This is a genomic window from Oscillospiraceae bacterium, from assembly GCA_025757985.1.
GTDB lineage: Bacteria > Bacillota > Clostridia > Oscillospirales > Ruminococcaceae > Gemmiger.
This window is the reverse complement of record CP107210.1, coordinates 595,362-608,300: the sequence shown is the minus strand read 5'-3', so window position 1 is coordinate 608,300 and position 12,939 is coordinate 595,362. Positions and strand designations below refer to the sequence as shown.

The window sequence follows — 12,939 nt, the reverse complement described above, 5'->3', positions numbered from 1 at the left end:
CCTCCTTTACAGCGCAGCCGGAATCAGCAGGCAGGCGGCCTCGGTGGTCAGCTCCTGAGGCGGCTTGTCGGTCGTATCAAGATGGTTGGCGGCGGCAAGGTCCCGGGCGCGCGCATGGTAGCGCTTGGCAATGTCAAAGATGCGTTCCCCCTGCCGGGCATAATAGATGTACAGGGCCGGGCCGTCAGCGTCATCGTAGGCCTCCCCCAGCTCCACATCGCAGAGGGCGTCCGTACTGGCGGCCTGCATCAGGATACCGCTTGTCTCGATCTCAAGATCGACCCGCAGCCGTGCGCCGCTCTTGCTGCTGACGACCCGGACGGCAGCAGCACCCATGCTGGGCCACGCGGCATCTGCCGTGCCGGGCCAGACACCGTCCGGCTGCCAGAGAAAGGTCTTGTCATAGCAGGTCAACTCCCCGCGTGCATCGCCGATCAACACATGGGCGGTGCCCTTTCCCTGCAGGCGCAGGTGGGTTTCGGCCCTGTCACCGTCCGCAGGGACGGCGCAGGCTGCCCCCAGCGTTACAAAGCAGCCGATGACCGTTCCCTCGGCATCGGGCAGATCGTCCTCAATGGAAACGGAGATACGCCCCGAGAGGTCGGCAGTTTTCTGCAAAAGGCGGCACGGCGTTTGAACGGTCTGCGTCTTGCAGAGCGTTGAGTAGGCATCGGCGGCCACGCGGTATTGTACGGCACGCCAGACCTCAATGCGCAGCTTCCATGTCACCGAGAGCGAGGCCTCCCCTGCGCCGCCCGTACTCTCCGCTGCGCTGAGAACGCAGGCCAGCACCTCACCGCGCACCAGCGGGGCATCGTCCTCCGCCACGCCGGGCAGTTCAATCGTCTGTTGAACGGGAATATCCCTGCTGCGCACGGTCAGCTCGCCGCTGTCGGTATTCTGGCTGCAGATCTGTAGCTGCAGGGTCCCCTGCACGCTGGCCTGCCCGGCGGCCAGAACTGTGCTGCCTGCGGTAAAGCTGCCGGTGATGTCCAGCACATTCTCCCCGGCGGCGGGCAGTGCGGCAGACGACTCGGCTGTCAGCGTTTTTTCCTCAGTCACGGCGCATTGCATGCCCTGCAAAATGCGGGTGTACTGCTCAATGCCGCAGTCGGCCAGCGAGGTCAGCAGTTCAAGCTCCCGCCGCACAGCCACGGCGGCACACAGGATGTACGCCCCGCGAAGATCAATGCGATGCTCACTGACTGCGCGGCAGTTGCAGTATTCCGGCTCCCCCCAGACCTGCGCAGGCCCCTCGGCATACTGCCCGGCGGGCAGCTCGACCGATTTTTCAAAGGCAAATTTCTGCTCTGTGCGCAGCAGGCGGGCACCGGGCTCCTCGCTCTGGTAGTAAACGGTACAGCGCAGATAGCCCTCAGTCTGCCATCGGTTGCCGGTCACGCGGTTCTGCAGCACAACGGGCGTGATCAGGCATTTGACGATCTTAAAGACGGCGGGCAGATAATCGGGGATCAAAAGCTCGGTCTCCACAGGTAATTCCAGCCGCGTTTCCCAGCGGCCGCCATAAGATGCTATGGTGTCTTTGAACACCTTCAGTTCCATATTGCTTGCCCCTTTCCGGTTATGTTCTGGGGCATTATATGCGGCAGGGCAAAAAAATAGCCCCTGCCCGTAACAGGCAGGGGAAAAAATCATACCCTGAAGGCTGCGCGCAGAAGCCAGCGCAGGCCGCGCGGGCAGCGAACCACGACCACATGCATGACATACACCTCACTTTCCGTGTCTGTGTACGCCATACTATGCAGCGCGCTTACGGTGTGTTACGCATCATCGCGGGTCAGCACCACAACGCCGCAGCCGCTGCTGCACTGCAGGCAGGCGGTGTCAGCAGTAAATTCATTGCTGACGCCGAGGGGATACTCTGCGGTAAGAACGGCGTCCTCGAGCGGGTAGTACACGCCGCGCAGGCAGACGCCGGTGAGCGTTCCCTCCATAGGAAAGAGGGAGAGGAACTTCCAGTCGTGGTGTGCCAGCACCAGCGCACGGCCCGGGGTCAGAAAGCGCAGCTCGCTGCGCTCATCGGCCAGCAGGACGCTGACGCCGTTTTTGGCAAGGTACAACCCGGTAGCCAGATTGGCAAGAGTATGCTCAAGCCGGGCACCGCCCAAGGCACCCAGCAGCGTGATCTCATCATAGCCCTGCTCCAGAAGCCAACGCGCGGCATACTGGGTGTCGGTGTCGTCCTTCACATGGGGCAGAACGATGGTCTCCTGTGCAGTTTCGGGCTGCGGGGCGGAATCGAAATCACCCACGATCAGATCAGGCTGTAAACCGAGCCGCGCAGCATTGCGGTAGCCCGCATCGCAGGCTACGATAAAGTCCCCGGGCTGCACATAATGACCGAGGGCAGCCGCTACCGGCACAGCGGACAGGATAACGGCGCGCTTGCTCATTTTTCCCACTCCTTCCGCGCATTGGCCTCCTCATACATGGCAAGGTAGCTGGCGTAGCGCGTTTTGCTGATGGTTCCGGCCTCCACGGCCTCGCGCACGGCGCAGCCGGTCTCGCTGCGGTGAGAGCAGCCGGTAAAACGGCACTGCCCGAAATACGGCGCAAACTCCGGGAAGGTATGCTGCAGATCTTCCTTGGGAATACGGCAGAGCTTTTGTGCTTCAAGGCTGGCAAAGCCGGGGGTGTCCGCCAGTCTGCCGCCGCAGATCTCAAAGATCTCGACCTCGCGGGTCGTGTGGCGGCCGCGGCCCAGCTTTTGGCTGATCTGGCCGGTCTCTCGGTTCAGTGCGGGGGCCAGCGTGTTGAGCAGCGTTGACTTGCCGACGCCGGAATTGCCGCAGAAGGCGCAGAGGTGACCGCTGATATAGCGCTTGACCTCATCGAGGCCCTCGCCGGTCTCGTAGTTCAGCTGCACAAGCGGGATACCGCTGCCCGTGTAGGCGGTGCGCAGCATATCGGCGGCGGCAAGATCTGCCTTGGTGACCACCAGCACCGGCTGCACATCCTTGTAGATGGCGGCTGCAGCCAGTTGATCCAGCACAAGGGTGCTGGGCACTGGCTGGGTCGTGCTGGTGACGATGAACAAAATATCCAGATTGGCGATCGGCGGACGAATGAAAACATTTTTGCGGGGCAGGATCTCATCGATCATGGTGCCGTCGGCAGAAAGGGTCACATTGTCCCCTGCCACAGGCGTGATGCCGCGCTTGCGGAAGATGCCGCGGGCTTTACATTCCACGATGCCGTCCGGTGTTTTGACATAGTAAAAGCCGCCGATGCCTTTGGTGATATAGGCCATGTTTTCCTCACTTATCAGCCGATGGGATTGCCCTGCGCATCACATTGCTGGCCGTTCTCATTCCACATCGAGCCATCGGTACGCTGGTGGATCTGGTGGCTGCCGTCAGCACTCCACCAGGTGCTTTCCTGTACGGTAATCGTGCCGTCCGGGTTGACGGTCGGGCCGGTCTGCTCAGGCTCCGGTGCGACCTCGGGCACACCCGTGGAAACTACCAGCGTGATGACAGAGGATTTGCGCACGGTGGTATTCGCCTCAGGCGACTGGCTCAGGACGGTGCCGGCAGGCTGGTCGCTGGCCTGCTCAATCGTGCGGATGGACAGGGTCAGGCCCTTCACATCATTGCGGGCGTCCTCAATGGTCTTGCCGGTCAGGCTGGGCACAGTCACATCGCGGGCAACCTCAGAGCGGCTGACATACAGGATGACGGTGGTATCGCCCTCGACCGTTTCACCGGCGGCGGGCTGAGAGTAGATGACTGCGCCGTTGGCAACGGAGTTGTCCACCATCGGCTTCTTGGTCACGCGCAGGCCCATATCCTTGAGGGTCTGCTCGGCATCCTCGGCCACCATGTTCTTAGTCTCAGGGATCGTGACATACTGGGTGCCAAGGCTGACCGTCAGCACGATGCGCTGCTTTTCCTTGACGGTACGCCCTGCCTTAGGGGTCTGGCGGATGATCGTGCCGGCCGGCTCGCTGGAGTATTCCTCCGGAAATTCGGCGCGCAGCAGGTTGTTGTAGTCAGTGGCGAGAAACTCGTCCTTCGTCATGCCGACAAAGCTGATGACCTGCACATCGGCACGGTTGGAGAAGAGCAGGTTGCTGGAGTTTGTGAAGATCAGGTAGATGAGAATGGCAGCGCCGATAACGAACGCCACGGCCATGCCGAAGAAGATCGGCAGCAGAGAAAAGCCCCTGCCGGAATTTTTCTTCTTGCGCTTGGCCGATTTGCCGCGGCCCGGGTTGGCCGTGCCGACCCGGCGGGCATCGCTTGTGCGGATATTTGCGGATTTGGCGCTGGGCTTGGCACTGTTTACCACGCGGTTGATGCTCCTTTCCGGGTTGTCCTCGGCATTGCGGTATTCGTATTCAAAACGAATGGAGGGGTTGCGCTTGAACTCCTCGATGGCATCCAGCATTTCCTGGGCACTCTGATAGCGCTTGTCGGGGTCTTTTTCCATTGCCTTTTCGGTGATCTGGCGCAGACCGGCCGGGGTGTTGGGGGCAATCTCTGCCAGGGGCTTCGGCTTCTCGGAAATCTGCATGATGGCGATGGACACGGCGCCGTCACCGTCAAACGGCAGGCGGCCGGAGAGCATCTCATACAGCATAACACCGACAGAGTAGATGTCGGTGCGGGCATCGGTGCGTTCTCCCTTGGCCTGCTCCGGGCTGATATAGTGTACCGAGCCGATAGCCTTGTCGCTGACGGTCTGGCTCTGCGCGCGGGAGAAGCGCGCAATGCCGAAGTCCATCATCTTGATGGAGCCGTCCGCCAGCAGCATGATGTTCTGCGGCTTGACATCGCGGTGGATGATGCCCTTGGAGTGTGCATGCTGCAGGGCGCTCAGCACCTGTGTGGCAAAATGCACGGTTTCCTTCCAGGTCAGCGCGCCGCCGCGCTGCTTGAGGTATTCCTTCAGGGTGATGCCGTCCACATATTCCATAACGATGTACTGCAGCTTATCGGTGACAGATACATCGTAGACCTTGACGATGTTGGGATGGCTGAGGATGGAGATGGCCTTCGATTCGTTTTTGAAGCGTCGGACCAGCTCCTCATTGTCGAGAAATTCTTCCTTCAGAACCTTGACGGCGATCTGGTTGCCTGTTTTCAGATCAGTGCCGCGGTAGACATTGGCCATGCCGCCAACGCCCACAAGCCCCTCAATCGAGTAGCGGCCGTCCAGTCGTTTGCCAATCAGATTATCCATTGTTGACCTCCGTAGTTTCCACGCCCATCAGCAGGACCGTAATGTTATCCTGTCCGCCCGCCTGCAGGGCGCGGTCTACCAGGATACTGGTTGCATCAAAGAAGGGTACCTCACACAGTACCTGTGCAATATCGTCGTCCGACACCATATTCGTCAGACCGTCTGTGCAGAGCAGTAAAATATCCCCTTCTTCAATCTCGCAGCGGTTGTACTCCGGCACAATATTGGCCGAGACACCCAGCGCCCGGGTAATCAGGTTTTTTTGCGGGTGTATGGCCGCCTGCTCACGGGTGATCTGGCCGCTGTCCACAAGCTGCTGTACCATCGAGTGGTCGCGGGTGATCTGCCGCAGCGTACCTGCATGGAACAGATACGCGCGGGAATCCCCGGCGTGTACCAGATGGGCCATGCCGCGGCTGGCGTAGGCACAGACGCCCGTGGTGCCCATGCCCTGCATCTCCGGGTCGGAGGTGGATTTTTCATAGACGGCGCGGTTCGTGATGTCGAACCCGCGCATGATAAAAGTCTTTTCCATCCCGGGCTGCAGGGCCTTCATGTGGCGGGCAAAATACTGCTGCATGGTATCGGTGGCAATGCGGGCGGCAATGCGCCCGCCGTTTACACCGCCCATGCCGTCGCAGACAATGCCCCAGGCGGTGCCGCCTGCCAGCTGCTGCGCACAGTAATTGTCCTGATTTTCCTGCCGGCAGCTGCCGATGTCAGTGATCGCGGCGATCTTCATTCAGGTTGAGTCCTTTCTGCTGCCAATGGCAGAGCTTATTTTCCCTGCGCATCCTCGCGGCGCAGCTGGCCGCAGGCGGCGCTGATGTCGGTTCCGAGACGGCGGCGCACGGTGGCGTTGACGCCAAGCGCCTCAAGCTCCTTCTGGAAGCGGTGTACATTGGCATCATCTGTGGCGGAGTAGGGGCTGCCGTCCACCGGATTGATGGGAATAAGATTGACATGCGCCCCCATGCCACGGATGAGGTCGGCCAGCTTTTGGGCCATCTCACTGCTGTCATTGACGCCGCGCACCATGGAATATTCAAAGCTGATGCGGCGGCCTGTCTCCTTCTGGTAGCGGCGGCAGGCGGGGATCAGCTGCTCAAGCGGGTAGGCATCGTTGACCGGCATCATGCCCGAGCGCGTCCGGTTGTCCGGCGCGTGAAGGGATACCGACAGCGTAAGCTGCAGATGCCGTTTGGCCAGCTCGTCTATCTTGGGCACAAGGCCGCAGGTGGACAGGCTGATGTTGCGCATGCCGATGTTGACGCCCTCCGGGCAGGAGATGATCTCAAGAAAGTCCATCACATTGTCAAAATTGTGCAGCGGCTCGCCGATGCCCATTAAAACGATGTGGGAGACACGCTCCCTGGAGTCCTTCTGTGCAGTGTAAATTTCCGATGCAATCTCCCCTGCTGTCAAATCACGCACACGCCCGGCCTGCGTCGATGCGCAGAAGCGGCAGCCCATGGCGCAGCCGACCTGTGTGGATACACAGACAGTATTGCCGTATTTGTAGCGCATCAGAACGGTTTCGATGCAGTTTCCATCGGCCAGTTCCAAAAGATATTTGACGGTGCCGTCCCGGGATTGCTGGCGGCGGCGGATCGACGGTGCCGCAATCGTACACTGCTCCGCCAAAGCGGACAGCAGTGTTTTGGGCTGGTCGGTCATCTGGGCAAACTCCGTCACAAGCTTCTGATGCAGCCATTTGAAAATTTGCTTGGCGCGGAATTTCGGCTGGCCCAGACCAACGATGTAGGCGGTCAGCCGATCCAGCGTCATATCGGAAATACAGATCTTTTCACTCATGCGGGGTCACCTCCCTTTATAATAACGGATCATAGTTCAGTTTCGTTCCAGAATGGCGGCAAAAAAGCCGTCCGTTCCGGTTTTGTGCGGCAGAAATACCGTGCCCAGCGGTGTAATATCTGCCCCGGGCAGTGCGCTCTCGGGCTGCACAAGATGGAAATCAGGATTGGCAGAAAGGAATTTTTCCACCTGATTTTGGTTTTCCTGAACATTTACTGTACAGGTAGAATACACCAAACGGCCGTTTTCGGCAAGGGAATCCGCCCCGTTTTGCAGGATTTTTTGCTGTGTGTCGAGCAGATTCTCTATCCCGTCCAAATCCTTGTAACGAATGTCGGGCTTTTTGGCGATAACGCCCAAGCCGGAACAGGGCACATCGCAGAGCACACGGTCGAATTTCGGCCAAGTGTTATTGTGGACGGCGGCATTGTTCTCTACCGCTACGGCGCAGGTGATGCCGCAGCGGTCAAAGGCCTTTTGCAGCAGCGGCACCCGGCTGGGGGCAAACTCACCGCTGACAAGGCGGCCGTTGTCCTGCATACACTCGGCCAGCGTCAGGCTTTTGCCGCCCGGCGCAGCGCAGAGGTCAAGCACCTGCTGCCCCGGGCGTGCATCCACACAAAGGGCGGCGAACTGACTGGCCAGCCCCTGCACATGGAAAAGCCCCTTTTGGAAGGCGGCGCTTGCGGCAGGCGAGCCGGCAAAATCAACGATCAGCGCACCGGGCCAGGGGCCGGGGGAAACGGTGTGCCCTTCGGCCTGCAGCAGTGCTGTCAGGCTGGCGTCATCGGTGCGCAGCGTATTCACGCGGATCGTAGTTTTGGGCTTGCGGTAAAAGGCGGCTGCCAGCGGAAAGGCCTCTGCCCCGAGCTGCGCATAGAGCAGCTCCGCAACCGAGCGGGAAAGGCAGTAGTAGACCGACAGCCGCTCCAGCGGGTCAGGAAAATCGCTTTCCGAAACGGCAGCTCCGGCAGCGCGGCGCAGCACAGCGTTGACCATGCCGGCAGCGCTGGATTTGCCCAGCGCCCGGGTCAGCTTGACCGATTCATTGACAGCGGCGGGCAGCGGCACATTCATATACCGCGCCTGCGCCAAGCCTGCACGCAGTACGGCACGCACAGGCGCATCCAGCTTGGCGAGGGGCTTTTTTGTGAATTGGTTTAAGATATAGTCCAACAGAGGCAGGCGCTCAAGCGTTGTATAGAAGATGCGCGCAGCGAAGGCGGCGTCGCGGCCTTCCAAGGGTGGGGCGCATTTCTTCAACTCAGCATCCAGCACCAGATTGGCGTAACCGGCCTGCTCTTGATGGATCAATGCCTTGACGGCCAGACGGCGCGGCGTCACAGGCTGTCCCCCGCTTTCAGGCGGCGGCCGGCAGCCCATGCAGTGCCCGCCATTGGCTTGCCGCCCTCGGGCGTGACGGTCAGCAGTGCGACCGCGCCGTTTGCGGCAGCAATGGTCAGCGGCTTGAGAGCAAGCACTGTGCCGGGGGCTGCCCCAAGCGGATTCTCCGCCAAGCGGCTTTCCAGCACCTTGATGCGCTTGCCGTCCTGTGCAAACCAAGCCACCGGCCACGGGTTCATACCGCGCACCCAGTTGTGGATGTGGGCGGCGTCCTGCGTAAAGTCGAACTGTGCCATATCCTTGGTCAGCGGCGGGGCCATGGTGGCCTGAGTGTCATCCTGCTTCTGCGGTGTCAACTCCCCTGCCTCGATTTTTTCCAGCGCAGTGACCAGCGTTTTTGCGCCGACAGCGCTGACACGGTCGAACAGCTCGCCGCTCGTCTCCTCGGGGTCAATGGCGATCGGCTCCACCAGCAAAATGTCACCGGTGTCCAGCCCTTCGTCCAGCTGCATAATAGTGACCCCGGTCCCGGCGTCACCGTTCAGAACGGACCACTGGATGGGGGCGGAGCCGCGGTATTTCGGCAGCAGCGAGACATGCAAATTGATGCAGCCGTACTTGGCTGTATGCAAAAGCTGCGGCGGAATAAGGCAGCCATAGGCCACAACAACCACGACATCGGGGGCCAACTCCCTGATGATGTCATCAGAGGAGCCGTCCCGCAGGGTGCGGGGCTGGTAGACCGGGATGCCATGCTCGACAGCCAGCTGCTTGACCGGCGGTGCGGTCAGTATCTGCTTGCGGCCTACAGGCTTATCACGGCGGGTGAATACAGCGCAAACCTCATGCCCGGCGTCCAGCAGGGCGGCAAGGCTTTCGGCGGCTATATCAGGGGTTCCCATGAACAGGATGCGCATAAATCAGTCCTCGTTTTCCTCGGGGTAATCGTCCTCATAGAAATGCTCGGCAAGATCCATGATGGTAATGCCGTCCAGATGGTTGTTCTCATGCTGGATGCAGCGGGCCAGCATGTCATCGGCCTCCATCTCAAACCACTCGCCATGGCGATCCTGCGCCTTGACCTTGACATGCTTCGAGCGCTTGATCGCGCCGTTGTGCCCCGGGAAGGACAGGCAGCCCTCGTACAGCTCGACCTGCTCATCGCTCAGCTCAAGAATCTCGGGGTTGATGAACTCAATAAACTTGTATTCGTAGTTCTCGGGGACTTCCTCGGGCAGGTCGCGGTCGTCAAGGCAGATGAACAGGCGGCGCATCATGCCTACCTGCGGGCCGGCCAGACCAAGACCGTTTGCGTCGAGCAGGGTCTCCTTCATGTCGTCAAGCAGGGTGCCCAGACGATCGTCAAACTTGGTAACGGGGCGGCAGACTTTTTTCAGGATCGGGTCGCCGTCCTGAACGATTGTACGCAGTGCCATAAAAATAACCTCCAAATTTTGGGCGGTGATGCTTTACAGATCACCATCGGAATTGAAATCAAGGATCACGGATGCCTTCTGCGGCAGCTTTTCCGCATCGTAGGCATCCAGTGTCTCGTGCAAAAGCGCGCGGAACGCCGCGTCATTGCGGCATTTCAGCGTCAGCTTGTAACGGAATTTGTTGTTGAGCATTGTGATGTTCATCGGCGCCGGACCCAGAATGCGCAGCGGAATATCCGGCTTTTGGGCAGCATGCTCTCCCAGCAATACGCCGAACCGCTGCGCAGCAATCAGCACAGCGCCCTCCTGATCACCGATAAAGCCGATGACCACAAAGGAACAGAACGGCGGGTAAAGGCCAAACTTGCGGAAGGTGATTTCCTCCCGGTAAAAGCCCTCGTAGTCCTGTGCGGCGGCCAACTGCAAAACAGGATGATCCGGCACAGAGGTCTGGATGAGTGCGCGGCCTGGCAGCTCAGCCCGACCGCCGCGCCCTACGACCTGCGTAATGAGGTTGAACACACTCTCATAGGCGCGGAAGCCCTGACCAAACAGCAGTGAGTCGATGCCTAAGACCCCTACCAATGTGACCTTTTCAAAGTCAAGGCCCTTGGCAACCATCTGGGTGCCGAGCAGGATGTCATAGTCATGGCGCGCAAACTGCGCCAGCATTGTCTCATGGGCATCCTTGCGCGAGGTAGAGTCCTGATCCATCCGCAGGATGCGGGCTGTGGGCAAAAGCCCGGCCAGTTCTTCCTCGACACGCTGCGTGCCGAAGCCGCTGTAGTTGATTTTGCCGCCGCATTCGGGGCAGGTCTGGGGCAGCGGCTGCACCGTATGACCACAGTGGTGGCAGAGCAGTGCCTGCTGCGGCTTGTGGTAGACGAGCGGCACGCTGCAGTTGGGGCATTTCAGCACATGGCCGCAGACGGTACACATGCCGATGGTACGGTAGCCGCGGCGGTTCAAGAGCAGGATGCTTTGCTCGCCGTTATCCAGATTTTCCTGCAGCTCGCGGGCAAGGCGGACACTGACCTCGCGCGGGTTGCCCGCAGCCAGCTCGGCCCGCATATCAATAAAATCCACATGGGGCAGCGGCCGTCCACCGTAGCGATGGCGCAGCTCGACAAGCTGCAGACGGCCGCTTTTTGCGGCATAGTAAGTTTCAGTCTGCGGCGTGGCGGAGGCAAACAGAAGCAGTGCGTTTTCCATCACGGCGCGTTTTTTTGGCCACATCGTGGGCATCATAGCGCGGGGCAGACTCACTCTGATAGGTATGCTCCTGCTCCTCGTCCATGATGATAAGGCCGAGATTCTGCAGCGGTGCAAAGACGGCGCTGCGGGTGCCTACTACGATGTCGGCATTGCCCTGCTGGATCATCCGCCACTGCAAAAGCCGCTCGGTATTGTTGAGCGCCGAGTGCTGCACAGCCAGACGGCTGCCGAAGGTGGATTTGAGACGGCGGATCATCTGCGGTGTCAGGCTAATCTCCGGCACCAGCACCAGCGCTCTGCGGCCCAGCGCAAGCGTGTGCTGGATCAAACGCAGGAATACGATGGTCTTGCCGCTGCCGGTCACGCCATGCAGAAGCGCCGCGTGGGGCTTGTCATCCTCAAGGCTGGGCAGCAGCTCCTGAAACACCTGCTGCTGCTCTGCAGAAAGGGTAAGCGGCTGCGGGTCAAAGGGGATCGCAGCAAACAGATCAAGAGCCTTGTCCTGCTCGGCGGCCGTCAAAATTCCCTTTTTGACAAGACCGTCCAGCGTTGCCCGGGAAATTCCCACTTCATCCAGCTGTCGGGCAGTCAGGGGGCCATTTTTCAGTGCCTCGACTGCCGCCAGCTGGCGTGGGCCGGGCTTTGGCTTTTCGGGCAATGCACGGGCCAGTGTGTAGAGCTTTTCGGTGGAGCGGGTCAGCCGGCTCTGCATGACAGGGCGTCCGTCCACCGTCGCGGGCCGGTTACTGCGCCCCATAGGGAATGACAGCCTTGACGGCCTCAAACCAGGTGCAGAAGGTGCGCTCCTTCAAAAAGCGAACCAGTTCCAGCAGGTCGGGCGTCAAACGGGCCTCCTCGGGCGCGGCATCGTACAGGGATTTCAGCCGCTGGGGGGCATCGGTCTCCTCCGCTTCCTCCACCGCCAGCACGACCGCCATCCGAGCCTTATTGCCCCGGCCGAACGGCACCAGTGCCATGCTGCCGGGGTAAACCTTGCCGACAAGCTGTGCAGGGATGAGGTAGGAATACAGCCGGTCAAAATGGATATTGGCGTCATTTACAGCCGCCCGGGCAAGCAGCAGACTCATTCGTCGCTGCCGTGCTGCAGTCTGAACTGGATGATGGAGTAAAGGCTATCGGCGCAGGAATCCACGGCGATATTGACCACATGCTCATCGTAGTTGACCGAGTTGGCGATCTCAGTTTCGGCACGCTTGAGGCGGCGCTGGATGGTTGCCTCGTCCTCGGTGCCGCGGCAGCGCAGACGGCGCTCCAGCTCGGCCATGTCCGGGGGCAGGATAAAAATCGTGGTGGCACCGGGGTACATTTTTTTGATGTTGCCGGCACCCTCGACCTCAATGACCAGAATGACCGGGATACCCAGCTTCATGCGGCCCTCGATCTCGCTGCGCAGCGTACCGTAGTAATTCTCGCAGTATTTGGTATGCTCTACGATCTGGTCATGCGCCAGATGATCCTCAAAGTCCGCCACTGACATAAAATGGTAGTTGATGCCGTCCTTCTCCCCATCGCGCGGCGCGCGGGTCGTGGCTGAGACGGTATGCTGGATTTCGGGGTGCTTTTTCAGCAGGGCCGCCACAACGGTATCCTTGCCGGTGCCGGAGGGGCCGGAGACTACAAACAGATATTTCTCGCCTTTCATCGTTACTTCTCTTTTCTTCGCTTTCTTCTGCAGCACGCCCGGTGATGCTTTCCAATGGGATGCCGGACAAAATGACATGGTCGGAGTCCATGATAAGCACAGCCCTGCGTGCGCCGCCCGTAGCTGGCATCGATGAGAGCGCCCTTCTCGCGGGCATCCTGCACCAGACGCTTGATAGGGGCGGAATCCGGGCTGACAATGCCGATGATGCGGTCGGCGTTGACCATATTGCCGAAAACCGATGTTCAGCAGCTTCATGGT

Annotated in this window: 13 protein-coding genes and 1 pseudogene; all 14 read right to left on the bottom strand. The window is 60.1% G+C overall.

The genetic code is table 11. From position 1 onward, the window contains the following. Nucleotides 1-6: 6 nt before the first annotated feature. On the bottom strand, nucleotides 7-1,563 hold the full coding sequence (locus OGM67_03015) for a hypothetical protein (GenBank protein UYJ35320.1): 1,557 nt from the start codon (nucleotides 1,561-1,563) through the stop codon (nucleotides 7-9). 218 nt (nucleotides 1,564-1,781) lie between these two features. Then, the gene (locus tag OGM67_03010) at nucleotides 1,782-2,414 is read right to left on the bottom strand and encodes a thiamine diphosphokinase (protein UYJ35319.1); all 633 of its coding nucleotides are present in this window, start codon (nucleotides 2,412-2,414) and stop codon (nucleotides 1,782-1,784) included. After that, entirely contained in the window at nucleotides 2,411-3,271 is an 861-nt protein-coding gene (gene rsgA, locus OGM67_03005) for a ribosome small subunit-dependent GTPase A (protein UYJ35318.1), read from the bottom strand. Before rsgA ends, OGM67_03010 begins: the two co-directional genes overlap by 4 nt. Nucleotides 3,272-3,285: 14 nt before the next feature. After that, nucleotides 3,286-5,205: a Stk1 family PASTA domain-containing Ser/Thr kinase gene (pknB, locus tag OGM67_03000; GenBank protein UYJ35317.1), complete on the bottom strand. Its 1,920-nt coding sequence runs from the start codon at nucleotides 5,203-5,205 to the stop codon at nucleotides 3,286-3,288. Then, a complete protein-coding gene (locus OGM67_02995; protein UYJ35316.1) occupies nucleotides 5,198-5,947 on the bottom strand; it encodes a Stp1/IreP family PP2C-type Ser/Thr phosphatase in 750 nt (249 codons plus the stop codon). The genes pknB and OGM67_02995 overlap by 8 nt, the downstream gene beginning before the upstream one ends. Before the next feature lie 35 nt (nucleotides 5,948-5,982). Then, nucleotides 5,983-7,020, bottom strand: a complete 1,038-nt coding sequence (gene rlmN, locus OGM67_02990) for a 23S rRNA (adenine(2503)-C(2))-methyltransferase RlmN (GenBank protein UYJ35315.1) — start codon at nucleotides 7,018-7,020, stop codon at nucleotides 5,983-5,985. A gap of 36 nt (nucleotides 7,021-7,056) precedes the next feature. Next, nucleotides 7,057-8,364, bottom strand: coding sequence for a 16S rRNA (cytosine(967)-C(5))-methyltransferase RsmB (gene rsmB / locus OGM67_02985; protein ID UYJ35314.1), 1,308 nt, complete (start codon nucleotides 8,362-8,364; stop codon nucleotides 7,057-7,059). Continuing rightward, nucleotides 8,361-9,281, bottom strand: a complete 921-nt coding sequence (gene fmt / locus OGM67_02980) for a methionyl-tRNA formyltransferase (GenBank protein ID UYJ35313.1) — start codon at nucleotides 9,279-9,281, stop codon at nucleotides 8,361-8,363. Before fmt ends, rsmB begins: the two co-directional genes overlap by 4 nt. A 3-nt stretch (nucleotides 9,282-9,284) precedes the next feature. After that, complete coding sequence (gene def / locus OGM67_02975) at nucleotides 9,285-9,800, bottom strand: peptide deformylase (protein ID UYJ35312.1); 516 nt, start codon at nucleotides 9,798-9,800, stop codon at nucleotides 9,285-9,287. 33 nt (nucleotides 9,801-9,833) lie between these two features. Then, the gene (gene priA, locus OGM67_02970) at nucleotides 9,834-11,036 is read right to left on the bottom strand and encodes a primosomal protein N' (GenBank protein ID UYJ35311.1); all 1,203 of its coding nucleotides are present in this window, start codon (nucleotides 11,034-11,036) and stop codon (nucleotides 9,834-9,836) included. Continuing rightward, nucleotides 10,966-11,772: a DEAD/DEAH box helicase gene (locus OGM67_02965; GenBank protein ID UYJ35310.1), complete on the bottom strand. Its 807-nt coding sequence runs from the start codon at nucleotides 11,770-11,772 to the stop codon at nucleotides 10,966-10,968. The genes priA and OGM67_02965 overlap by 71 nt, the downstream gene beginning before the upstream one ends. After that, nucleotides 11,759-12,103 (bottom strand): hypothetical protein, encoded by a 345-nt coding sequence (locus tag OGM67_02960; GenBank protein ID UYJ35309.1) that lies wholly within the window; start codon nucleotides 12,101-12,103, stop codon nucleotides 11,759-11,761. The genes OGM67_02965 and OGM67_02960 overlap by 14 nt, the downstream gene beginning before the upstream one ends. Continuing rightward, nucleotides 12,100-12,678, bottom strand: coding sequence for a guanylate kinase (gmk, locus tag OGM67_02955; GenBank protein ID UYJ35308.1), 579 nt, complete (start codon nucleotides 12,676-12,678; stop codon nucleotides 12,100-12,102). Before gmk ends, OGM67_02960 begins: the two co-directional genes overlap by 4 nt. A 43-nt stretch (nucleotides 12,679-12,721) precedes the next feature. Further along, nucleotides 12,722-12,936, bottom strand: a pseudogene (locus OGM67_02950) (DUF370 domain-containing protein). Between the last annotated feature and the right edge of the window lie 3 nt (nucleotides 12,937-12,939).